This window comes from Streptomyces sp. S6 (assembly GCF_054880855.1).
In genome coordinates, this window is sequence record NZ_JBTYMC010000094.1 from 1 (window position 1) to 22,533 (window position 22,533).

General features: G+C 69.8%; 20 protein-coding genes, 1 tRNA gene and 1 pseudogene. 11 read left to right on the top strand and 11 right to left on the bottom strand.

Going from position 1 to position 22,533, the window contains the following annotated elements; translation table 11 throughout:
* Positions 1-1,579 (bottom strand): molybdopterin-dependent oxidoreductase (locus ACVNF4_RS15755; protein WP_461803432.1); only part of this gene is annotated, 1,579 nt, incomplete at its 3' end.
* Positions 1,580-1,839: 260 nt separating this feature from the next.
* Here ACVNF4_RS15755 and ACVNF4_RS15760 point away from each other — a divergent pair.
* The 8 genes and pseudogenes from ACVNF4_RS15760 to ACVNF4_RS15795 all read left to right on the top strand — a co-directional run.
* Positions 1,840-2,676: an alpha/beta fold hydrolase gene (locus ACVNF4_RS15760; protein WP_461803433.1), complete on the top strand. Its 837-nt coding sequence runs from the start codon at positions 1,840-1,842 to the stop codon at positions 2,674-2,676.
* A 337-nt stretch (positions 2,677-3,013) separates the two neighbouring features.
* On the top strand, positions 3,014-3,478 hold the full coding sequence (locus ACVNF4_RS15765; protein ID WP_461803434.1) for a hypothetical protein: 465 nt from the start codon (positions 3,014-3,016) through the stop codon (positions 3,476-3,478).
* Positions 3,475-4,311 (top strand): alpha/beta fold hydrolase, encoded by an 837-nt coding sequence (locus ACVNF4_RS15770; RefSeq protein WP_461803435.1) that lies wholly within the window; start codon positions 3,475-3,477, stop codon positions 4,309-4,311. Before ACVNF4_RS15765 ends, ACVNF4_RS15770 begins: the two co-directional genes overlap by 4 nt.
* A 131-nt stretch (positions 4,312-4,442) precedes the next feature.
* Positions 4,443-5,285: an alpha/beta fold hydrolase gene (locus ACVNF4_RS15775; protein WP_461803436.1), complete on the top strand. Its 843-nt coding sequence runs from the start codon at positions 4,443-4,445 to the stop codon at positions 5,283-5,285.
* Positions 5,286-5,325: 40 nt separating this feature from the next.
* On the top strand, positions 5,326-6,045 hold the full coding sequence (locus tag ACVNF4_RS15780) for a hypothetical protein (RefSeq protein WP_461803437.1): 720 nt from the start codon (positions 5,326-5,328) through the stop codon (positions 6,043-6,045).
* Between the two features lie 32 nt (positions 6,046-6,077).
* A complete protein-coding gene (locus ACVNF4_RS15785) occupies positions 6,078-6,947 on the top strand; it encodes an aldo/keto reductase (protein ID WP_461803438.1) in 870 nt (289 codons plus the stop codon).
* Positions 6,948-7,069: 122 nt separating this feature from the next.
* Positions 7,070-7,681 (top strand): flavodoxin family protein, encoded by a 612-nt coding sequence (locus tag ACVNF4_RS15790; RefSeq protein ID WP_461803439.1) that lies wholly within the window; start codon positions 7,070-7,072, stop codon positions 7,679-7,681.
* 44 nt (positions 7,682-7,725) lie between these two features.
* Positions 7,726-8,308 (top strand): annotated as a pseudogene (locus ACVNF4_RS15795) (AraC family transcriptional regulator); the annotation flags it as partial.
* On the opposite strand, the gene ACVNF4_RS15800 reads toward ACVNF4_RS15795, so the two are convergent.
* Together ACVNF4_RS15800 and ACVNF4_RS15805 are read right to left on the bottom strand one after the other, a co-directional pair.
* Positions 8,244-9,425, bottom strand: a complete 1,182-nt coding sequence (locus ACVNF4_RS15800; RefSeq protein WP_461803440.1) for a hypothetical protein — start codon at positions 9,423-9,425, stop codon at positions 8,244-8,246. The pseudogene ACVNF4_RS15795 and the gene ACVNF4_RS15800 overlap by 65 nt on opposite strands.
* 105 nt (positions 9,426-9,530) lie before the next feature.
* Positions 9,531-9,659 (bottom strand): DLW-39 family protein, encoded by a 129-nt coding sequence (locus tag ACVNF4_RS15805; protein WP_003999697.1) that lies wholly within the window; start codon positions 9,657-9,659, stop codon positions 9,531-9,533.
* 327 nt (positions 9,660-9,986) lie between these two features.
* Between ACVNF4_RS15805 and ACVNF4_RS15810 the strand changes: the two genes are divergently transcribed.
* The 3 genes from ACVNF4_RS15810 to ACVNF4_RS15820 all read left to right on the top strand — a co-directional run bounded on the left by ACVNF4_RS15810 (position 9,987) and on the right by ACVNF4_RS15820 (position 11,259).
* Positions 9,987-10,310, top strand: a complete 324-nt coding sequence (locus ACVNF4_RS15810; RefSeq protein ID WP_461803441.1) for a DUF6344 domain-containing protein — start codon at positions 9,987-9,989, stop codon at positions 10,308-10,310.
* Positions 10,311-10,459: 149 nt separating this feature from the next.
* Positions 10,460-10,918, top strand: a complete 459-nt coding sequence (locus ACVNF4_RS15815) for a hypothetical protein (protein WP_461803442.1) — start codon at positions 10,460-10,462, stop codon at positions 10,916-10,918.
* Complete coding sequence (locus tag ACVNF4_RS15820; protein WP_461803443.1) at positions 10,915-11,259, top strand: winged helix-turn-helix domain-containing protein; 345 nt, start codon at positions 10,915-10,917, stop codon at positions 11,257-11,259. Before ACVNF4_RS15815 ends, ACVNF4_RS15820 begins: the two co-directional genes overlap by 4 nt.
* A 186-nt stretch (positions 11,260-11,445) precedes the next feature.
* Here ACVNF4_RS15820 and ACVNF4_RS15825 read toward each other — a convergent pair.
* The 8 genes from ACVNF4_RS15825 to dnaN form a co-directional block, all read right to left on the bottom strand.
* Positions 11,446-11,519, bottom strand: a tRNA-Ile gene (locus ACVNF4_RS15825).
* Positions 11,520-11,649: 130 nt separating this feature from the next.
* Positions 11,650-12,501, bottom strand: coding sequence for a DUF3566 domain-containing protein (locus ACVNF4_RS15830; protein ID WP_461803444.1), 852 nt, complete (start codon positions 12,499-12,501; stop codon positions 11,650-11,652).
* A 19-nt stretch (positions 12,502-12,520) separates the two neighbouring features.
* Positions 12,521-15,103, bottom strand: coding sequence for a DNA gyrase subunit A (gyrA, locus tag ACVNF4_RS15835; RefSeq protein ID WP_461803445.1), 2,583 nt, complete (start codon positions 15,101-15,103; stop codon positions 12,521-12,523).
* Positions 15,104-15,145: 42 nt separating this feature from the next.
* Positions 15,146-17,209, bottom strand: coding sequence for a DNA topoisomerase (ATP-hydrolyzing) subunit B (gene gyrB / locus ACVNF4_RS15840; RefSeq protein ID WP_461803446.1), 2,064 nt, complete (start codon positions 17,207-17,209; stop codon positions 15,146-15,148).
* Between the two features lie 418 nt (positions 17,210-17,627).
* Positions 17,628-18,203, bottom strand: coding sequence for a DciA family protein (locus ACVNF4_RS15845; RefSeq protein ID WP_461803447.1), 576 nt, complete (start codon positions 18,201-18,203; stop codon positions 17,628-17,630).
* Positions 18,200-19,321: a DNA replication/repair protein RecF gene (gene recF / locus ACVNF4_RS15850; protein WP_461803448.1), complete on the bottom strand. Its 1,122-nt coding sequence runs from the start codon at positions 19,319-19,321 to the stop codon at positions 18,200-18,202. Before recF ends, ACVNF4_RS15845 begins: the two co-directional genes overlap by 4 nt.
* A 22-nt stretch (positions 19,322-19,343) precedes the next feature.
* A complete protein-coding gene (gnd, locus tag ACVNF4_RS15855) occupies positions 19,344-20,219 on the bottom strand; it encodes a phosphogluconate dehydrogenase (NAD(+)-dependent, decarboxylating) (RefSeq protein ID WP_461803449.1) in 876 nt (291 codons plus the stop codon).
* A 206-nt stretch (positions 20,220-20,425) separates the two neighbouring features.
* On the bottom strand, positions 20,426-21,556 hold the full coding sequence (gene dnaN, locus ACVNF4_RS15860; RefSeq protein WP_109361975.1) for a DNA polymerase III subunit beta: 1,131 nt from the start codon (positions 21,554-21,556) through the stop codon (positions 20,426-20,428).
* Between the last annotated feature and the right edge of the window lie 977 nt (positions 21,557-22,533).

The following is a 22,533-nucleotide window of genomic DNA, read 5'->3' on the forward strand; positions in this document are numbered from 1 at the left end:
CGGCGGGCAGGGTGCGGCCCAGCGTCAGGTGCAGCAGGACCGGCGCGAGGCCCGGTACGTCCGTCAGCAGCGGGGCGGCGTGCGGCAGCAGGCTCGCGCGGTCGGTACGCGCGATCTCTGTGAGGCGGTCCAGCTCCTCCTGGCCGGGCAGCGCGCCGAGCCTGTCGAGCAGGCGGGCGTAGATGTCGGCCTCGGGCAGGGTGCCGGGGAGCGGGTCGAACAGCGGCGGACGCAGGTGGAAGTAGTTGACCGGCCATTCGAACGTGAAGTGGGTCCACTCCCACTTCTCGTGCTGGGAGGCGGCGGGCAGCACGTACTCGGCGAGCGCCGCGGTCTCGGTGTACGCCACGTCGACGACGACGGAGAGCTCCGCGGCGGCGACGGCTCGCTCGAAGGAGGCGGTGTCCGCGGCGGTGTTGGCGGGATTGGACGAGTCGACCCACATCACCCGCGCCCGGCCCGGTGAGTCGGCCAGGAACTCCTCGGCGAGGGTGTTCAGCGGCAGGTAGCCGCCGATGTACTCGAATCCGGTGATCGCCGAGCGCCGGCCGGCGGAGTGGGTCCACAGCGGTGTCAGCCAGGAGTGCAGCGCGTTGGTGCCGGGCCGGCCGAAGTGACCGGTCAGCAGGTAGAGCAGCTTCTCCAGATAGCTGTTGAGGGTGGAGTTGCGCCCCTGCTGGATGCCGAGTTCCACGCGGACGGTCATGGCGCGCGCACCGAGGATGAGGTCCACCGCCCGCTCCACGTCGGCGCGTGGCACCTCGGCGTGGGTGATGAACTCGTCCACCGGGATGCGCCGCACCACCTCGGCCACCTCCTCGAATCCCTCGGTGTGCGTCCGCAGGAACGTCTCGTCGTGGCCGCGCCGCCGCAGGATCAGGGCCAGGAGCGCGCCGAGCAGGTAGGCGTCCGTGCCGGGCCGCAGCGGCAGGTGCAGATCGGCGGCCTCGGCCGTCTCGGTGCGCCGGGGGTCCACCACGACCATCTTGCGCGTGGTGTCGTTCTTGATGGTGTTCACGACATTGCGGGCGCGGTTGAAGCCGTGTGCCTGCCACGGGTTGCAGCCGATGACGAGGAGCAGGTCGCACTCCTCGACGCCTTCGGAGGTGTGGCAGGTCTGGTGGCCGAACAGCTTGCCGTTCACCCAGAAGTCGCCGGTCTTCTCCTGCGACAGGGCGCCGAACATCCGGGTGGAGCGCATCCATTGCAGCAGGGCGTGTCCGTAGGGGCCGCCCGAGTGGTTTCCCTGGCCGCCGCCGCCGATGTAGGCCATGGGCCCCTCGTCCCCGCCGGTGCCGTCGTCCCTGATCGCCCGGAGCCGGGCCGCGATCTCGGTGAGGGCGGTGTCCCAGTCGACCGGCTCGTGCGTTCCGTCGGGGCTGCGGCGCAGGGGTGTGGTGAGGCGGTCGCCGTGGTCGCCGTACCAGGTCAGCCGCTGGGCCTTCTGGCAGAGGTAGCCCTCGGAGCGCGGGTGTTCCCGGTCGCCCCGGACGCGGGTGATCTGCCGGCCGTCGGTCTGGACCTCCAGTCCGCAGTTGACGTAACAGAGACTGCAGGCGGTCTTGTGCCACTGAGTCATCCGAACTCCCGTTGTCGTGCGCATGTGTCCGTCCTGGGGGTGCGACCGAGCATACGTATTCCGACACACCTTCTCGACCGTCAACACGTATACATGACCTCACACCTGTGGCTGACGGGGCCCGTCCGGGCCCGGTGAGTCACGGAATTCCGATCCCGTAAGTCGTTATACGGATGCCTGGACCGCCGGGGGCGGTGACAGTGGTGTCTGTCGGCACGGTTCGAACGTGCCGCACACCGCATCGCTCCGAAGGGAACACCATGCCGTTCATCACCGTCGGCCAGGAGAACAGCACCGACATCGAGCTGTACTACGAGGACCACGGCACCGGCCGTCCGGTCGTCCTCATCCACGGCTTCCCCCTCGACGGGCACTCCTGGGAGAAGCAGACCGCGGCTCTCCTCGACGCCGGCTACCGCGTGATCACCTACGACCGCCGCGGCTTCGGCCGTTCCAGCCAGGTCACCGCCGGCTACGACTACGACACGTTCGCCGCCGACCTCAACACGGTGCTGGAGACCCTCGACCTCCAGGGCGTCACCCTCGTCGGCTTCTCCATGGGTACCGGTGAGGTCGGCCGCTACCTCGGCACCTACGGCTCCGCCCGCGTCGCCAAGGCCGCCTTCCTCGCCTCCCTGGAGCCGTTCCTCCTCAAGACCGAGGACAACCCCGGCGGCGCCGCCCCGATCGAGTTCTTCCAGGGCATCGCCGAGACGGTCAAGAACGACCGGTACGCCTACTACACCGCGTTCTACAACGACTTCTACAACCTCGACGACAACCTCGGCACCCGCATCAGCGAGGAAGCCGTCCGCAACAGCTGGAACGTCGCGGCCTCCGGCGGCGCCTACGCCGCGTCCGCCGCGCCCCTCACCTGGTTCACCGACTTCCGCGCGGACCTCCCGAAGATCGACGTCCCGACCCTGATCCTGCACGGCACCGCCGACCGGATCCTGCCCATCGACTCCACCGCCCGCCTCTTCCACAAGGCCGTCCCGCACGCCGACTACGTCGAGGTCGACGGCGCTCCCCACGGCCTGCTGTGGACCCACGCCGACGAGGTGAACGCCGCGCTCCTCACCTTCCTCGCGAAGTAGGCCCGCAGGGCCCCACTCCGGCTCCGGCCGGGTGGGGCCCGCCGTGCCGTGGGGAGCGCACACGTATGCCACGTCGGCGACACATTGTGTCTGTTGACGTGGGACACATGTCAATCTCATTTCCTGACATAGGCGATCGTTCCGAGGATCTCGGAAAGGTCGCCTCGTCCCGGTTGACCGACGAGCAGCTCGGCCGGGCTGTGCGACACGGCTTGTCCGGCAGGCCCTGTGCCCCTGCGAGGCGCCCGACTGCGAGGACGTCCTCTTCCGTCACGGTCCCGGACAGTTCGCCGGGGAACTCGGTCTGACCGGACAGCGGCGGGCCCTGACCGCCCGGGTGGACGCGCACTCCCTGCGGCTGCTGATGAAGCAGGAGACGGAGCATCGGTGCGCGGCCCGCCGCCGGCCGGCCCACGTGGCACGGGACGACAAGGGCTTCGTCCCGACCGACCGCGCGCTGACACCGGCGATGCCGGGCCCGGTGTGGGAGAACCTGGGCCGCGCCCCGTTGCCGTACGAGACGAGCGTGCCGGGGGTCTTCGCCGCGGGCGATGTGCGGGCGGAGTCGATGAAGCGGGTCGCGGCGGCCACCGGAGACGGCGCCGACGCCGACCGCTCGGTGCACCAGTACCTCGCGCTGGTCACCCGGCCGCGAGCAGGCACGTGCCGCGCTCACGAGGCCCCACAAACCCTCCACAACGCCGGGGGATGCTGGCACGGCGCCGCGGAGCACCGGCCTCACGGTGACCGCCGCCGCCACCTGACCCCCCTTTGCGTCCCCGATGACAGGAGTGCCCCATGACCACCTATCTGGCCGACTCGGCCGAGACACGTTTCGTCGGCGGACCCGACGGCGAGCGTTTCGCCTACCGGCGCTTCGGACGTGCGGGAACCCGCCCGCTCGTGATGCACATGCGTCTGCGCGGCACCCTCGACCACTGGGACCCGCTGCTGCTCGACCTGCTGGCCGCCGAACGTGAGGTCATCGTCTTCGACAACCGCGGCACCGGCTTCTCCACCGGCGTCGCGCCGGTGACCATGGACGGCCTGGTGCAGGGCTCCCTGGCCTTCATGGGCGCCCTGGGGCTGACCGACGTCGACGTGCTGGGCTGGTCCATGGGAGGCATCGTCGCGCAGGGGGTCGCCCTGGCCGCGCCGGAGCTGGTGCACCGTCTGGTGGTGGCCGGCAGTTCCGCCGGCGGGGTGCCCGACCTGCCCGCCCCGCCGGAGCGTGTCGCCCAGACCACCGGGAAGCCGGACAACGGCGACGAGGACTTCCTCTACCTGTTCTTCCCGGAGACCGAGCGGGCGCGGGCGGCCGGGCTGGCGTCGCTGCGGCGGCTGGACCACCGGCTGAAGCAGTCGAAGGCGGCGGTGAGCGCCGAGGCCTTCCATGGTCAACTGGCCGCTCTCGGTGGCTTCGAGGGGTACTGGGAGCGGCAGGCGGAGCTCACCCTGCCCGTCCTGGTCGCGAACGGGGCCCACGACGTGATGATCCACGCCTACGCCACGTACGCGATGTCGCAGCGGCTGCCCGACGCCAAGGTCGTCCTGTACAGCGACGCCGGGCACGGGTTCCTCTTCCAGCACCCAGAGGACTTCGCCCACGAGGTGAACCGCTTCCTCGCCCTCTGAGTGTGGAAGTGGGCCACAAACTTTCCACATGTGTCGGCCATGCTCAGTACATGGCATCGGGCAGGCCGGAACACGTATGTGACCCGCCGCTCGCACACCCCCTCACACCTACAGTTCGCCAGGGAGAAGCGATGGCCTCACACACCCACCACACCGCCCCCACCCGGTTCACCGAGGCCGACGGCGTCCGCTACGCCTATCGCCGGCTCGGCCCCGAAGGCGGGGTGCCGCTGGTGATGCTCCAGCACTTCACCGGCAACCTCGACAACTGGGACCCGGCGCTGGTCGACGCGCTGGCCGCCGAACGTGAGGTCGTCCTCGTCGACTACCCCGGTGTCGCCTCCTCGACCGGCACGCCGGCGGCCACCGTCGCGCGGCTGGCCCAGCAGATGATCGGCTTCACCGAGGCGCTGGGCCTGGAGCGGATCGACCTCCTCGGCTTCTCCATCGGCGGTTTCGTCGCCCAGGACATGGCTCTGGTCCGGCCCCGGCTGATCCGCCGTCTGATCCTGGCGGGCACCGGTCCCAAGGGTGCCCCGGGCATGCACGGCTGGCGCGAGGACATCGAGACGCACGCCCGTGCCGCCGTGCCGACCGGCGAGGACCTGCTCCACATCTTCTTTCCGCACACCGAGTCCGGCCGGGCCGAGGGCCGGGAGTTCCTGGGCCGCTTCCTGGCCCGCACCGAGGACCGGGACGTGCCCAGCAGTCCGGCTTCCCGCGACGCCCAGTACGACGCCGTCCTGGAGTGGGGCATCCCCGACCACGGCGCGCTCCAGCGGCTGACCGGGATCGGGTGCCCCACCCTGATCCTCCAGGGCGACAACGACCTGATGATCCCGACCCGGGCCAGCCACCTCATGGCGGGCCTCATCCCGGACGCGCGGATCCGCATCTACCCGGACGCCGCCCACGCGTCGCTGTTCCAGTACCCGGCCGAAGCGGCCAAGGACGTCAACGAGTTCCTCGGCTGACACCCCGCCCGGCTGACACCCCACCACCAGGAGAAACACCGTGTCCGACCTTCTCGACACCGTCTTCGACGCCTACGGCGGTCGCGCCCGCTGGGCGCAGGCCGAACAGATCAGCGCCCGCCAGTTCTTCGGCGGCGCCCTGTGGAGCATGAAGGGACATCCCGGCGCCCTCGACGACGTGGACGTGACCGTCGGTCTGCACCGGCAGTACGTACGTCAGGAACCCTTCTTCGAGGACGGCCACCACGTCACCTTCACGGGGGACCGGGTCGCCGTGCGGGACACCGAGGGCAACCTCGTGGACGAACTCCTCGACGCCCGCGCCTCCTTCGCCGGCCACGACCTGACGACTCCGTGGAGCAGGTTGCAGTTGGCCTACTTCTCGGGCAGCGCCATGTGGACCTACCTGGCCGAGCCGCTCTCGCTGGCCTTCCCCGGGGTGCGCACCGAGGAGATCGGCACGTGGACGGAGGACGGCGAGAAGTTCCGCCGTCTGCACGTGGTCTTCCCCGACGGCTTCGCCACCCTCAGCACCGAGCAGACCCTGTACGTGGACGGCGACGGGCTGATCCGCCGACGCGACTACAGCGTCGCGATCGCCGGCGACACCCCCGCCGCCCACTACGTCTCCGGGCACCGGGAGGTGTCCGGTCTGGTCGTGCCCACCACCCGGATGATCTACAGCCGCGACGAGAACGGCCACAAGGTGCCCGAGCCGCTGGTCGTCTCGGTACGCCTGGAGAACGTCACCGTCTCCTGACCACCCCGACCACACAAGAAAGGCAGACAGCGATGAACGGCATCTCAGCGGCGTCCTCCGGGACGTTCACCATCGGCGGTGACCTGGAGGTCCACCGACTCGGTTACGGCACCATGCAGTTGACGGGCCCGGGAGTGTGGGGTCCCTTCCCCGACCAGGACAGGGGGGTGCGCGTGCTGCGCCGGGCCGTGGAGCTCGGTGTGACGCTCTTCGACACCGCCGACTCCTACGGCCCCGGCACGGCGGAGGAGCTGCTGCGCAAGGCGCTGCACCCGTACCCGGAGGGCCTGGTGATCGCCACCAAGGCGGGACTGACCCGGCCGGGCCCCGGGCAGTGGCGGTCCAACGGCCGTCCCGCCTATCTGCGGGCGCAGGCGGAGTCCAGCCTGCGGCGGCTGGGGCTGGAGCGCATTCCGCTCTTCCAGTTGCACCGCCTCGACCCCTCCGTGCCGTTCGAGGAGCAGATCGGTGCCCTCAAGGAGCTGCGCGACGAGGGAAAGATCGCCCATGTCGGGCTCTCCGAGGTCGGTGTCGACGAGCTGGAGCGGGCTCGCCGCATCGTGCCCGTCGCCTCCGTGCAGAACCTCTACAACGTCGCCCAGCGGGACTCGGAGGACGTGCTGCGGTACGCGGAGGCGAACGGCATCGCGTTCCTGCCCTGGTTCCCGCTGGCCACGGGGCAGCTCGCGAGGCCCGGCGGTCCCCTCGACCGGGTCGCGGCCCACTTGGGCGCTTCGCCGTCCCAGGCGGCGCTGGCCTGGCTGCTGCGCCGCTCGCCGGTCGTGCTGCCCATCCCGGGCACGTCGTCGGTCGAGCACCTGGAGGACAACGTGACGGCGGCCTCGCTGGAGCTGTCGCCGGCCGACTTCGCGGCGCTGAGCGACCCGTTCTCCCGCGACTGAGCCGATCCCGGCGGCTTCCGGGAATTCCGGCCGGACCGAGCCGCTTCACATCTAAGACGACTGGTCACATTAAAAACGTGCCGCCGTCGAACACTCCCCCACCCGACCCACAGGAGCAGACCATGCCCGAGCAGACCTTCCCCCGCCCGACCGTCGCCGTCGCCTACCACTCCGGCTACGGCCACACGGCCGTCCTCGCCGAAGCCGTACGGCGCGGCGCCTCGGACGCCGGGGCCGACGTGACCTTCGTGGACGTCACCGCCGTCACCGACGAGCAGTGGCACCGGCTGGACGCCGCGGACGCGATCGTCTTCGGGTCGCCCACCTACATGGGCGGCGCCTCGGCCGGCTTCCACACCTTCGCCGAGGCCACCAGCCCCCGCTGGGCCGAGGGACGCTGGGCGGACAAGCTGGCGGCGGGATTCACCAACTCCGCCTCCAAGAGCGGCGACAAGAACAACACCCTGGCGTACTTCGCCGCCTTCGCCGCCCAGCACCGGATGCTGTGGGTCAGCCTGGGCCTGGCCCCGGGCTGGAACTCCAGCTCCGCCTCCGAGCACGACCTGAACCGCCTCGGCTACTGGGGCGGAGCCGGCGCGCAGACGCCGTTGGACGGCGGCGTCGACACCGTCCACAAGGCGGACATCGCCACGGCCGAGCACCTGGGCGGGCGCATCGCCCGGCAGGCCGCCCTGATCAGCGCCGGACGCCACGCCCTCGCCGGCACGGTCTGAGCACCGCCCCCGCCCCGCCCGGACGTCCGGCACGGGGAGTCGCCGTGCAGCACTCTGTCACGTCACGTCCGGCCTCTCCCCCGCACCGGGTGGTGGTCCTGGCCCTGGACGGGGTCCGCCCCTTCGAGCTGGGCATCCCGTCCCGGATCCTGGGCGCCGCCGAGGGCCGCTACGACGTCCGGGTCTGTTCGGCGGACGGCGGCCGGGTCGCCACCGACGCCGGGTTCTCGGTCGTGCCGGAGCACGGGCCTCGGATCCTGGAGGAGGCGGACACGGTCGTCGTCGCCCCGGTCGAGGCGGCACGTCCGACCCGTGACCTGTCCGGGCCCGTCTCGGCGGCCCTGTCCCGGCATCCGGATCGCCTCGATCTGCACCGGCGGGTTCGTCCTGGCCGCCGCCGGTCTGCTCGACGGCCGCGCCGCGACCGCCCACTGGGAGGACGTGGACCTCTTCCACCGCTGGTACCCGCGCATCCACCTCACCGAGGGTGTCCTGTTCGTCGACGACGGCAGCGTGCTCACCTCCGCCGGCGCCGCCTCCGGCGTCGACCTGTGTCTGCACCTCATCCGCGCCGACCACGGCAGCGCGCTCGCAGGCCGCACGGCCCGCCGCTGTGCCGCGCCGCCCCCTTCACCCGCACCCGCAGCGTCACCCCGTACGTCCCGTCCCCGAACTTCTCCCCGACCTGCCCGGCGAGATGGACGACGAGGAAGTACCCCCCGGCGAACCGCATCCCGCTCGCCGAACCGCTCGACGCGTACCGGTTCGCGTAGTCGACCGGCGGCAACGGTCGCATCGTCCCCGTCTTCTGCTCCCCGTCGTACCCGAACCGCAGATCGTCGACCTTCGCGCGGACGGGGTTGTACAGGGTGACGTCCAGCGCGGAGGCGACGAACCCGGATCCCCCGCCGGCGCTTCCCAGTTCGGCGGTGACGTACACCTGCTGCCCCCACTCGACGGGCACGGAGTAGAACAGCGTCTGCCCCGGCAGGATGTCGTCCCGCCAGGCCCCCTGCGCGAGATCGCTGGCGGTGGCGAACCCGGCCCCGCCCGGCAGCCGCCGCGCCTGGCCGGCCATGGGGGAGGGGGTCGCGGAACTCCACCCCTTGGGAGCGACGGTGGCCCCGCCCAGGCCGACGGGCGGCTCGGAGACGACGGCCGTCTCCAGCCCCCAGGACACCGCGTCACCAGAGGCCGAGGACGAGGACGAGGCGGAGGGCGAGGCAGACCCCGACGCTCGGCCCCCCGCCCGCTCCACCACCACGTAATACGTCCCCGCCCCCTGACAGACCGACCGCCCCTCCCGAACCTCCCGCACCACCGACGCGGTGACCGGATGCGGGCTGACGGCGGACCCGAACGTCACGACGTCACTGGAGCAGTTCAGCCCGTTGGAGTCCTGGAGCGCCGCCTTCACCCCGTCGTTGAACGTCAGCACCTCGGCGGCGCCGGGCACGGCGGTGACGGACACGTACGTCGTCGACGCGGCGTCCAGCTCGATCTGGAAGTACGCCTTGCCGTCCCCGGCGAGGGAGCTGCGGTACACCCGCCCCGCTTCCAGCCGTACGGCATCACTCGTCCCGCTCGCCCCGTTGACGACCCGCGCCTCACGGTCGTACGCGTACGCCGGCACCTCCGCCGCCCGCGCCACCGCACCCGGCCCCGCCACCAGCACCCCGACGACGCTCCCCAGCACCACGCACCGCCGCGCCACGCCCATCGCCCGCCCCTTCACTCCCCGCACCGAAGCCGGTGTCCGACGTCGACACCCTCACGCCCGGTCACCGCACAACGCAAGACCCCGACCGCATCGGCGGTCGGGGTCTGTGGGAGTACTGGGAATCGGCAGTCACGAACCCGTGGGCACGGAGTCGGTCGCCTCCGTCCACAGATCCTGCTCGGCGCGATCCGCCTGGATCTGGCGGTACACGAGGAGCCCGCCGATGGCGGCCAGTGCGACCAGGAGAAGCTTCTTCACCGCGCGACCTCGTCTTTCTTGACGTAAGGGACCTCTGGCGCCCGACTATACACACCGGCCGAGACCGATCGGTGACCTGCCCGGAGCCCCAACTACCGCTCGGTACCGCCGAGTAGACAGCCGGCACGGGAACGTCCACCGCTCCGATCGGAGGGTGATCACACCCCCACAGACGGTCACCTTTCGCCCTTTTCCCCGCTCATGCGCCCATCCGGGTGGTGTTCATCAGAACATCGCCACGCCGCGAGCGTCGGTCCGTCGTTTCGGGGCCGACATACACATCATGAGGAAAGTACGCAAATCCGCCCAACCCGAAAGTGAGGGGCCGTGGCCCGCACCCAGCTCAAGAACCTCTGGACGACCGTCATCACCGCCCTCCTGGCCCTGTGCACGGCACTCGGTCTCATCACGACGACCGCGACGACGGCGGTAGCCCGGACCGAGCCGGCCCGCAACACGGCGACAGCCCCCCAAGCGGAACCCCCGCTGCTCCCCTCCTGGGACGGCCCCTACACCCGCTCCCTCCCCCCGACGATGAAGCAGCGCATCCGAGCCGAGGCCCACGGCAAGTCCCCCAACTGCCGCCACCGCCCCCACCTGGACACGGACCACCACCAGGAAACGGAACCGGACGCCCCCCTCCAGCACTGACCCCGCCCACCACCCCCACCACGACGTAACGGCGAACTTGCGTACAGCCCGCACGCCAGGCCCGACGGCTCTCCGGAGTCTCGGGCCTTCGCCATGTCAGCGGCAAGAAAATACTTGCGAGCCAGGAAAGTATTTGCCAACCTGATGGCATGACGGCCGACCATCCCACCCCGGCAACAGTCCAGTCCGCCCGAACCGCCCTCTCCTCCGCCCGCGCCGCACAGGCAGCCGCTCGCGCCGCCCGCCGGGTCCCCGCCTGGCACCCCCCGGCAGCGGGCCTCCTCTACGCCGCCGGCTTCACGGGCCTGTCCCTCGTCGCGGACCAGGACCCGCCGAGCGTCGCCCTGATGGTGGCCTCCCTCGCCTGCCTCCTCGGCTTCTTCGCCGTGTTCTTCGCCAACGTGACGGCGGGCGGCGTACTCCTGCGGCCGACGAGGACACCCCGCGAGAGATGGCTGCGCCACATCTCCTTCGTCGTCTGCACCGCCCTCGCCGTCGCCACCGCCTTCCTCATCGACCCGCCGGCCGCCCTCGCCGTGTTCGGCGTGACCTCGGGCGCCGCGTTCTGGCTCCAACTGCACCGCGACCGCACCAGACGGACGACATGACCACGGACCCCGCCCCCTCGAACACCCCCGCCCTCGACCCCAACATCCAGCACCCCACCCGCCTCTCCCTGGCCGCCTTCCTCTCCGGCTGCCTGGAAGCGGACTTCCGCACCACCCGGGACGCCCTCGCCCTCTCGGACTCCGCCCTGAGCAAGAACGTCTCCGCCCTGGAGGCCGCCGGCTACGTGAAATCCCGCAAGGGCTTCGTCGGCAAACGCCCCCGCACCTGGCTCTCCCTCACCCCGTCGGGCCGCACCCACCTAGAAGCCCACCTGGAAGCCCTCCAGCACATCGCAGCCCAAGCCCGCGCCCAGGCCACAGAGTTGACACCCCCCGAGTGATCCCGCTCACATAACCCCACCCCGTCCACCCAGACACCCCCCACCGCCCCCAACACCCTTGTTAGCCTTGGCCATAGCCCGGTCGCTGGTGCATCCCCCGTCGCCAGCGGCCGGGTCTTTTCGCTGCCCTCAAAGGACCCACGACACGAAAAAGGCGCCTCCCGGAGGAGACGCCTTCTCAAAATGTGGGGCTAACAGGATTTGAACCTGTGGCCTCATCCTTATCAGGGATGCGCTCTAACCAACTGAGCTATAGCCCCGCCGCGCCTGCGGTGTATGTCCCGCGCGCTGACTCCTGAAGATTAGCGCACGACCGGGGCAGTCCCAAAATCGATTGGGACGGGCCCGCCCCGGAGGGTTTCCGCGCAGGTCACTGAAGTGAGACGCCGCTCACTCGTCCTCGGCGAGCGTCAGCTCGACCCCGCCGACGAACCCGGCGGAGAGGTTGTAGATGAACGCGGCGAGTGTCGCCAGCGCCGTCGCGAGGACGACGTCGATGACCGCGATGATCGTCGAGAACGTCAGGACGTGGGGGAGGGAGAGGAAGGACTGGAGGTCGAACCCGTTGGACTCGTTGGACCCGGTCGCCTCGGAGATCGTGGAGCCGACGGAGGAGAAGACCCCCATCGCGTCCATGACCATCCACAGCACGGCCGAGGCGACGATCGTGCAGACCCCGAGCGCGATGGAGAGCAGGAAGCTCACCTTCATCACGGACCAGGGGTCGGCCTTGGCGACCCGCAGCCGCGCCTTCCGCACCCGAGGCGCCGTCCGCACCTCCGGTCGAGGCTCGCGGACGTCACCCTCGACGACGTCACCGTCCTCGGCGGCGTACGCCTGCGGCGGGTGGTAGGGCTCGGTGACCTGAGCGCCACCCCGAGCGGAACCGGCACCGGGGAGGGGAGAGGCCGTCTGCTGCTGCCCGACCTGCGCCCCACCCTGCGGCTGCCCCTTCGAGCCCGCGGCCCCGGAAGAACCGGAAGAACCAGAACCCCCCTGCCCCGCAGGGGAGTTCTTCTTCTCCCGCGCCCCCTTGGCGAGCGACGCAGGCGCCTGCGCATCCGGCTTGACCGCCTTCAGCTGCGTCGTCTGCGCGTCACGCGGGTCACCGCCCCCCGCACCCCCGCCGGAGGCACCCGCACCCGCGGCGGAGCCACGACCGCCGCCGTCCTTCTCCGCGCCGGACTTACCAGAAGTACCGGCGGTTCCGGCAGACGTACCGGCGCCCGTGGCTCCGCTCACGATGACTCTCTCCTCGGTGCTACTCGGCCGAGGGCGCGTCGCCCTCGTCCGTGCCGGCCTCGGCGGCGCCCTCCACGGCGTCGAGGTCGCCCTCGACCTCCTCCGCTTCGCGCCCCGCCTCGGCGTTACGGGCGATGCCGACGACGGCATCGCGCTTGCCCAGGTTGATCAGTTGGACGCCCATGGTGTCACGGCCCGTCTCCCTGACCTCGTTGACTCGCGTACGAATCACACCGCCGCCGAGCGTGATGGCGAGGATCTCGTCGGTCTCCTCGACCACCAGCGCACCGACGAGCGAACCCCGGTCCTCGACGATCTTGGCGGCCTTGATTCCGAGGCCCCCACGCCCTTGGACGCGATATTCGTCGACATTGGTTCGCTTCGCGTACCCGCCGTCTGTCGCGGTGAAGACGAACGTACCGGGTCGGACGACATTCATCGAGAGCAGTTCGTCGCCCTCGCGGAAGCTCATGCCCTTGACGCCCGAGGTCGCGCGGCCCATCGGACGCAGCGTGTCGTCCGACGCGGTGAACCTGATCGACTGCGCCTTCTTGCTGATCAGAAGGAGATCGTCGTCGGAGGAGACCAGTTCCGCACCGATCAGTTCGTCGTCCGAACCGTCCTCCCGCTCACGCAGGTTGATCGCGATGACACCGCCGGAGCGCGGCGAATCGTAATCCTTCAGAGGCGTCTTCTTGACCAGACCCGCCTTCGTGGCGAGCACCAGGTGCGGCGCCGCCTCGTAGTCGCGGATCGCGAGGATCTCGGCGATCGCCTCGTCCGGCTGGAAGGCCAGCAGGTTCGCGACGTGCTGCCCGCGCGCGTCCCGCCCGGCGTCCGGGAGCTCGTACGCCTTGGCGCGGTAGACACGGCCCTTGTTGGTGAAGAACAGCAGCCAGTGGTGGGTGGTGGAGACGAAGAAGTGGTCGACGATGTCGTCTTCCTTGAGCTTCGTCCCACGCACCCCCTTGCCGCCGCGCTTCTGCGCCCGGTAGTCGTCCGTCTTGGTCCGCTTGACGTAGCCGCTGCGGGAGACGGTGACGACGATGTCCTCCTCGGCGATCAGGTCCTCGATGGACATGTCACCGTCGTAGGGCACCAGCATGGTCTTGCGGTCGTCGCCGTACTTCTCGACGATCGCGGCCAGCTCCTCGCTGACGATGCCGCGCTGGCGGACCGGCGAGGCCAGGATCTCGTTGTACTCGGCGATCTTCGCCTGGAGTTCGTCGTGCTCCTGGATGATCTTCTGCCGCTCCAGGGCCGCGAGCCGGCGGAGCTGCATCTCCAGGATCGCGTTGGCCTGGATCTCGTCGATCGTGAGCAGGTCCATCAGGCCCGTGCGCGCGATGTCGACGGTCTCGCTGCGCCGGATCAGCGCGATGACCTCGTCGATCGCGTCGAGCGCCTTCAGCAGCCCGCGCAGGATGTGCGCCCGCTCCTCGGCCTTGCGCAGCCGGAAGCGGGTGCGCCGGACGACGACCTCGATCTGGTGCGTCACCCAGTGCCGGATGAACGCGTCCAGCGACAGCGTCCGCGGCACGCCGTCCACCAGCGCCAGCATGTTGGCGCCGAAGTTCGTCTGGAGGTCGGTGTGCTTGTAGAGGTTGTTGAGGACGACCTTGGCGACCGCGTCCCTCTTCAGGACGATGACGAGCCGCTGGCCGGTGCGCGACGACGTCTCGTCACGGACGTCCGCGATGCCGCCGATCTTGCCGTCCTTCACCAGGTCGGCGATCTTCTGCGCGAGGTTGTCCGGGTTGACCTGGTAGGGCAGCTCGGTGACGACCAGGCACTGGCGGTTCTGGATCTCCTCGACCTCGACGACCGCGCGCATGGTGATCGAGCCGCGCCCGGTGCGGTACGCCTCCTCGATGCCCTTGCGGCCGACGACCAAAGCCCCTGTGGGGAAGTCCGGGCCCTTGATGCGCTCGATCAGCGCGTCGAGCAGTTCCTCGTGCGAGGCGTCCGGGTGCTCCAGGCACCACTGCGCGCCGGCCGCGACCTCGCGCAGGTTGTGCGAGGGGATGTTGGTGGCCATGCCGACCGCGATCCCCGCCGAGCCGTTGATCAGCAGGTTCGGGAAGCGGGCGGGCAGGACGGTCGGCTCCTGGGAGCGGCCGTCGTAGTTGTCCGTGAAGTCGACGGTCTCCTCGTCGATGTCGCGGACCATCTCCATGGACAGCGGCATCATCTTGCACTCGGTGTACCGCATGGCGGCGGCCGGGTCGTTGCCCGGGGAACCGAAGTTGCCGTTGGAGTCCACGAGCGGCATCCGCATCGACCACGGCTGCGCGAGGCGGACCAGCGCGTCGTAGATCGAGGAGTCGCCGTGCGGGTGGTAGTTGCCCATGACGTCGCCGACGACGCGGGCGCACTTGTAGAAGCCCTTCTCGGGCCGGTACCCGCCGTCGTACATGGCGTACAGGACGCGGCGGTGGACGGGCTTGAGGCCGTCACGGACGTCCGGCAGCGCGCGGGACACGATGACGGACATCGCGTAGTCGAGGTAGGAGCGCTGCATCTCGGTTTCGAGCCCGACGGGCTCGATCCGCACAGTGCCCTCTTCCGGAGTGGTCTCCGGAGTGCTGTTCTCGTCGGTCATTGCTGGTGAAGATCCCTTCTGTAGCGGTCAGCTGAGACCGACTCAGATGTCGAGGAAGCGGACGTCCTTGGCGTTGCGCTGGATGAACGCGCGGCGGGCCTCGACGTCCTCGCCCATGAGGACGGAGAAGAGGTCGTCGGCCTGGGCGGCGTCGTCGAGGGTGACCTGGCCGAGGACGCGGAGGTCCTGGTCCATGGTCGTCACGCGCAGCTCCTCGGCGTTCATCTCGCCGAGACCCTTGAAGCGCTGGATCGAGTCCTCGCGCACCCGCTTGCCGCGCTGGCGGCCCATCTCCAGGAGCGCGTCGCGCTCGCGGTCGGAGTAGGCGTACTCGATGTCCTCGCGGCCCCACTTGATCTTGTACAGCGGGGGACGGGACAGGAAGACGTGCCCGGCCTCGACCAGGGGGCGCATGAAGCGGAACAGGAACGTCAGCAGCAGGGTGTTGATGTGCTGGCCGTCGACGTCGGCGTCCGCCATCAGGATGATCTTGTGATAGCGGAGCTTCGAGATGTCGAAGTCCTCGTGCACACCGGTGCCGAACGCGGAGATCAGCGCCTGGATCTCCTGGTTCTGGAGGATCTTGTCGATCCGCGCCTTCTCGACGTTCAGGATCTTGCCGCGGATCGGGAGGATCGCCTGCACCTGCGGGTTGCGGCCCGACTTCGCGGAGCCACCGGCGGAGTCACCCTCGACGATGAAGATCTCGCACTTGGTGGGGTCGTTCGACTGGCAGTCGGACAGCTTCCCCGGCAGCGACGCCGACTCCAGCAGGCCCTTGCGGCGCGTCAGGTCGCGCGCCTTGCGGGCCGCCACGCGCGCGGTGGCCGCCTGGATGCCCTTGCGGACGATGTCGGCGGCCTCGACCGGGTTGCGGTCCAGCCAGTCGTTCAGGTGCTCGTAGACGGCCTTCTGGACGAAGGTCTTCGCCTCCGTGTTGCCCAGCTTGGTCTTCGTCTGGCCCTCGAACTGCGGCTCGCTGAGCTTGACCGAGATGATCGCCGTCAGACCCTCGCGGATGTCGTCACCCGTGAGGTTGTCGTCCTTCTCGCGCAGCAGCTTCTTGTCGCGCGCGTACTTGTTGATCAGGTTCGTGAGCGCCGCGCGGAAGCCCTCTTCGTGGGTGCCGCCCTCGTGCGTGTGGATGATGTTCGCGAAGGAGTAGACGCCCTCGCTGTAGCCGCTGTTCCACTGCATGGCGACTTCGAGGGAGAGGGCCTTCTCCTTGTCCTCCGCCTCCAGGTCGATGATCGTCGCGTGGACGGCCTCGCCCTTGCGGGAGTTGAGGTACTTCACGAAGTCGACGATGCCGCCGTCATAGCGGTACGTGACCGTCTTGACCTCGGCCTTCTCGTCCGCGCCCGCTTCGTCCGCCCCGGCCGTCGCCTTCGCCGACTCGCGTTCGTCGGTGAGCTTGATCGTCAGGCCCTTGTTGAGGAAGGCCATCTCCTGGAAGCGCCGCGAGAGCGTCTCGAAGGAGTAGACGGTCGTCTCGAAGATGTCCGGGTCCGCCCAGAAGGTGACCGAGGTGCCGGTCTCGCGCGTCTCCTCGTGCTGCGCGAGCGGCGCCGTCGGGGCGCCGAGCTTGTAGTCCTGCGTCCAGCGGTGGCCGTCCGTGCGGATCTCCACGGAGACCCGGCTGGAGAGCGCGTTGACGACGGACACGCCGACGCCGTGCAGACCGCCGGAGACCGCGTAGCCGCCGCCGCCGAACTTGCCGCCCGCGTGCAGGACGGTGAGCACGACCTCGACGGCCGGCTTGCCCTCGGACGGCACGATGCCGACCGGGATGCCTCGGCCGTTGTCGATCACGCGCACCCCGCCGTCGGCGAGGATCGTCACGTCGATGGTGTCCGCGTGACCGGCCAGGGCCTCGTCGACCGCGTTGTCCACGACCTCGTAGACCAGGTGGTGCAGACCGCGCTCACCGGTCGAGCCGATGTACATCCCGGGCCGCTTGCGGACCGCGTCCAGCCCTTCGAGGACGGTGATGGCGCTGGCGTCGTACGAGGCGGTGACCTCGCCGTTCGCGCCCGCGCCGGTGGACGGGTTGTTCTCGTTGGGGTTGCCGGAATCGGCCACGAAGCGCCCTTTCTGGCACAGCACGAGCCAGACTCCTGGGCAGGTTGCCGGAGCGGCTGCGGCATGTTGCGTTGGTAAGCCTTGATCAGCGTTGCTCAGCTTGTCCCGGGCGGTCCCCACGTTTGGGGCGGGATTGGCTTCCAGTCTACCGGTAGCACTGACAGTGATGGGGGTTTGCCGGTACCTGAGTCCGCATGTGCCGCCCTCAACCCGCCTCTCACGACTCCCGATATACGGGCGGGGGGCCCAAGAGGCTCACAGCGGCACTCAGCGCTTCCGGCTGTCAACCCTTGGCTACCGGCGAGTCAGCTCCGGATTCGCCGGTGCGTACGTCCGGTTCGGCCTTGTACGGCAAGCGGGTTGAGGGGCTTCGGAAAACGTGGACGACGCTCCCGCGCGCGGGGCGCGACGAAGCACCTCGGGGAGCGCGGCGTGAGGTATGTCACCCGTAGGTGTCGCCGGGACCCGTGCTTCCGGGAGCTCGCAGAGGCCCGTACCGGCGGACCGGGCCACCCGGGTTGAGGACCTTGATCATCCGGACCGTGCCGTGGCCCAGGTCGGCGTTGAGGCGGGCGACCAGCGTCGGCGCGAGATGGCGCAGCTGTGTCGCCCACGCCGTCGAGTCGCACTGCACGACCAGGACCCGCTCGTCCTCGTCGTACCGCTGCGGGACGCAGTGCTTCGCCAGGTCCTCGCCGACGATCTCCGGCCAGCGGCCCATCACACCGCCGACGGCCGCGGGGGTCTCCCAGCCGCGTTCGTTCAGCAGGCGGTTGATCGCGGCGCCGAGGGCCATGGGGTCGCGGCCGTCCGCGCGGGCGCCGGAGCGCAGGCCCGGGCCTCGGCCCTTCTGCTTCTTCTGCTGGGCGGCGTCCCCACGCGCGCGTGCCTGTTCGCGGGCGGCTTTGAGCGCCACGCGGGCGAGGTCGACGCCGGAGGGTTCTTTGGAGGGGGCGGGCTTGGTGGGGGCGCCGGATGTGCCGGGAACTTCCGGTCCGCCCCGTTCGTCGGTACTCATACCCGCTCCACCTGCCCGTCAGAGACCGAGAACCGCGTCCCGACCAGAACGCCAGGTACGTCGTCGTCCACCGCGGCCGTCACCAGTACCTGCTCGCCGGGAGCCACCAGCTCCGCCAGCCGTTCGCGCCGGCGGGCGTCCAGCTCGGCGAAGACGTCGTCGAGGACGAGCACCGGCTCGTTCCCCTCGGCGCGCAGCAGGTCGTAGGAGGCGAGGCGCAGGGCGAGCGCGTAGGACCAGGACTCGCCGTGGGAGGCGTAGCCCTTGGCGGGGAGCCGGCCGAGGTGGAGAAGGAGGTCGTCGCGGTGCGGGCCGACGAGCGTGACGCCCCGCTCGATCTCCTGCTTCCGGGCCTCCGCGAGGGCCGCCATGAGCTGCTCGTACAGCCCCTCGCGGGTGTGCGCCTCGCCGGGGGCGGACGGCTTGTACTCCAGGGCGATCGGCCCGCCGCCGGGGGCCAGTTGCTCGTACGCCTTGTCGGCCAGCGGCTGGAGCGTGGCGATCAGGTCGAGGCGCTGGGCGAGGAGTTCGGCGCCCGCGCGCGCGAGGTGCTGGTCCCAGATGTCGAGGGTGGACAGGTCCATGGACCGGCCGCCGTGCCTGCGCGCGAGAGCGGCCGACTTGAGGAGGGTGTTGCGCTGCTTGAGGACGCGCTCGTAGTCGGAGCGGACCCCGGCCATCCTCGGGGAGCGCGCGGTGACCAGCTCGTCCAGGAACCGCCGCCGCTCACCGGGATCGCCCTTGACGAGCGCGAGGTCCTCCGGCGCGAACAGCACGGTCCGCAGAATGCCGAGGACGTCCCGGGGGCGGACCTGACTCGACCGGTTGATCCGCGCGCGGTTCGCCTTGCCGGGGTTCAGCTCCAGCTCCACGAGCTGCTGCCGCTCGCCCTGGCGGACCTGGGCGCGGACGATCGCCCGGTCGGTGCCGGCGCGGACGAGGGGGGCGTCGGAGGAGACGCGGTGGCTGCCGAGGGTCGCGAGGTAGCCGACGGCCTCGACGAGGTTCGTCTTGCCCTGCCCGTTGGGGCCCACGAACGCGGTGACGCCCGGGTCGAGAGGGACCTCGGCCCGGGCGTACGAACGGAAGTCGGCCAGCGACAGATGCGTGACGTGCATGGCCGACCTCTCCGACGGGGTGTTACTTGGACTCGACGGCGTGCCCGCCGAACTGGTTGCGCAGCGCCGCGATCATTTTCATCTGCGGCGAGTCGTCCTGCCGGGACGCGAACCGGGCGAACAGCGAGGCGGTGATCGCGGGCAGCGGGACGGCGTGGTCGATGGCCGCCTCCACGGTCCAGCGGCCCTCACCGGAGTCCTGGGCGTAACCCCGCAGCTTGTCGAGGTGCTCGTCCTCGTCCAGCGCGTTCACCGCCAGGTCCAGCAGCCAGGAGCGGATGACCGTCCCCTCCTGCCAGGACCGGAAGACCTCGCGCACATCGGTGACGGAGTCGACCTTCTCCAGCAGCTCCCAGCCCTCGGCGTACGCCTGCATCATCGCGTACTCGATGCCGTTGTGGACCATCTTCGCGAAGTGCCCGGCGCCGACCTTGCCGGCGTGCACGGACCCGAAGTCACCCTCGGGCTTCAGCGCGTCGAAGACCGGCTGCACCTGGGCGATGTGCTCGGCGTCCCCGCCGTACATGAGCGCGTAGCCGTTGCTGAGCCCCCACACCCCGCCGGAGACCCCGCAGTCGACGAACCCGATGCCCTTGGCGGCGAGCTCCTCGGCATGCTTCTCGTCATCGGTCCACCGCGAGTTCCCGCCGTCCACGACGACGTCCCCGGGCTCCAGCAACTCGGCCAGCTCATCGACGGTGGCCTGCGTGGGCGCTCCCGCCGGGACCATCACCCACACCACACGCGGAGCCTGGAGCGTGTCCACAAGCTCCTTGAGGCTGTGGACGTCCGCGAGGTCCGGGTTGCGGTCATACCCGACGACAGTGTGGCCCGCGCGGCGAATCCGCTCGCACATGTTGCCGCCCATCTTGCCGAGTCCGACGAGACCGAGCTCCATCAGTGGTTCCTTAGGTTGCGGTGTGGCGTGAGGGGCGCGTTGTTGTCCCTTGTCCCGAGCCTAAACCGGGACGCACCCACCCACTCCCTCGCCCTAGCTGCGGGCATGCGTGCCGCTAGGGGCGGCACGGGTGGGCGCAGCGGCACCCCGCAAACGCGGGTAAGTGACACGCCCCCACCCCAGCCACGACGGCGCTCAGCGGCAGATCAGCCGCTCAACCGCACCGGCATGATCAGGTACTTGTACGCCTCATCGGCCTCGGCATCGAGCGCGGGCTTCCCACTCAGCAACGCAGGCTTCGTAGACGTCGTGAACGACAACTGCGCCACCGGCGAGTCAATCGCGCTCAACCCGTCCAGCAGGAACGTCGGGTTGAAGGCGATCGAGATGTCATCGCCCTCAAGCTGCGCGTCGACCCGCTCCACAGCCTGTGCATCGTCACTCGACCCGGCCTCCAGGATGAGCACACCCTGTTCAAAACTCAGCCGCACCGGAGTGTTCCGCTCAGCGACGAGAGCCACACGCTTGACGGCCTCGACGAACGGCGCCGTCTCGATCACGGCGACGGAGTTGAACTCGGTCGGGAACAGCGTCCGGTACTTGGGCAGGTCACCCTCCAGCAGACGCGTCGTCGTCCGCCGCCCGGCCCCCTCGAACCCGATGAGCCCCTCACCGCTGCCGGACCCGGAGAGCGCCAGGATCACGCTGTCCCCGCTGGTCAGCGCCTTGGCCGTGTCGAGCAGCGTCTTCGCGGGCACCAGGGCCACCGCGGACGCCTCGGGGTTCTCCGGCTTCCACAGGAACTCGCGGACGGCGAACCGGTACCGGTCGGTGGACGCCAGCGTGACGGTGTCGCCCTCGATCTCGATCCGCACACCCGTCAGCACCGGCAGCGTGTCGTCACGCCCGGCGGCGATGGCGACCTGGGCGGCGGCGGAGGCGAAGACCTCACCCGGCACGGTCCCGGTCGCGTTCGGCATCTGCGGCAGGGCCGGGTACTCCTCCACAGGCAGCGTGTGGAGTGTGAACCGCGAGGACCCGCACACCACCGTCGCCCGTACACCGTCTGTGGAAATCTCCACCGGCCGGTTCGGCAGGGCCCGGCAGATGTCGGCGAGCAGGCGGCCGGAGACGAGCACCGTGCCCTCCTCGTCGACCTCGGCCTCGACGCCGACCCGCGCGGAGACCTCGTAGTCGAAGCTCGACAGGCTCAGCTGGCCTTCCTCGGCCTTCAGCAGGAGCCCGGCGAGGACAGGCGCCGGCGGGCGGGCCGGGAGGCTGCGCGCCGCCCAGGCCACGGCCTCCGCGAGTACGTCGCGTTCCACCCGGATCTTCACTCTTGCCGCCTCCTGCTGTTGCCGGCGCTTCTCGGCCTGCTTCGCCTTCGTCGTCTGTCTGGGTGTCACAGCCCTCAGCGAGGGGAAGGACACCGGGGACCAGTCTGACGCACCCCACTGACAGCTGATGCCCTTCGGGGTCAAGTCGTGACGAGCGGCAGTCGGGCAGCCGGGAGCAAGTTGTGCACAGGCCCCGCTTCGAACCGACTCTCAGGCTCTCTCTAGTTGGTCTTAGTAGTAGGGCCTGTGGATACGGTGGATAACCGCGTTTTCCCAGCTCAGGCCGGAAATTTTATCCACCGACCCTGTGGATGGAACCGGTGGACAACTCACGGTTCCTGTGGAGAACGAAAAGTTGTGCACACCCCGTCCACAGGGGAAGGCCCTTTATCCCCAACTGCGTCCCCAGGTTTACCCACGTTTCCCACAGCCCAACCTGGCACCTTCATGTGACGCCTTTCACTCAACCCGGTGAGCAGGTGCGTCAGGTTGCCGAACAGTGGACAACGCTGTGGAGAACCCCCTCCTGCCTGGGGAAAACGCCCCCCAACCTGGGGAAACCCGGTGGACAACTCTCAGCCCCACCTGTGGACACCCCTTCTGTCCACACCCTGTGGATAACTCTTATCCACGAATCCACAGCCCCCTGACCTGCCCCGATGATCTCCCACACCCCCAGCCTGTGGACACAGTCTGGACAACTCCACAGTCCCCAGCCTGTGGAAGCAAAAAACTCGCCGAATCTGTGGACGAACCCCGTAACCCCAACAAAATTCGAACACCCCACCCCCCCCACCCACCACCCCCCGACCCGAGGCACCGGTGGCGTAGCCGATCAAGTACGTGGAACGCGTAGGTCATCGCGCACATCGACGTGGCTCGGCGCCGCCTTTGGTGCTGACGGCAGGTCAGCCGCACGCGAGGCGGGCGCCGCGTCCCTGCGGCCGGCCGACGCGCGGCTTGTCGGAGCGTGTCGA

Bases quoted from the DNA above. Each gene is read 5' to 3' on its own strand.
- ACVNF4_RS15775 (WP_461803436.1), top strand. From the start codon at position 4,443: ATGGCCTCACACACCCACCACACCGCCCCCACCCGGTTCACCGAGGCC.
- ACVNF4_RS15845 (WP_461803447.1), bottom strand. From the start codon at position 18,203: ATGAGTACCGACGAACGGGGCGGACCGGAAGTTCCCGGCACATCCGGC.
- ACVNF4_RS15790 (WP_461803439.1), top strand. From the start codon at position 7,070: ATGCCCGAGCAGACCTTCCCCCGCCCGACCGTCGCCGTCGCCTACCAC.
- gnd (WP_461803449.1), bottom strand. From the start codon at position 20,219: ATGGAGCTCGGTCTCGTCGGACTCGGCAAGATGGGCGGCAACATGTGC.
- ACVNF4_RS15760 (WP_461803433.1), top strand. From the start codon at position 1,840: ATGCCGTTCATCACCGTCGGCCAGGAGAACAGCACCGACATCGAGCTG.
- ACVNF4_RS15770 (WP_461803435.1), top strand. From the start codon at position 3,475: ATGACCACCTATCTGGCCGACTCGGCCGAGACACGTTTCGTCGGCGGA.
- recF (WP_461803448.1), bottom strand. From the start codon at position 19,321: ATGCACGTCACGCATCTGTCGCTGGCCGACTTCCGTTCGTACGCCCGG.
- gyrA (WP_461803445.1), bottom strand. From the start codon at position 15,103: ATGACCGACGAGAACAGCACTCCGGAGACCACTCCGGAAGAGGGCACT.
- ACVNF4_RS15815 (WP_461803442.1), top strand. From the start codon at position 10,460: ATGACGGCCGACCATCCCACCCCGGCAACAGTCCAGTCCGCCCGAACC.
- ACVNF4_RS15785 (WP_461803438.1), top strand. From the start codon at position 6,078: ATGAACGGCATCTCAGCGGCGTCCTCCGGGACGTTCACCATCGGCGGT.
- ACVNF4_RS15820 (WP_461803443.1), top strand. From the start codon at position 10,915: ATGACCACGGACCCCGCCCCCTCGAACACCCCCGCCCTCGACCCCAAC.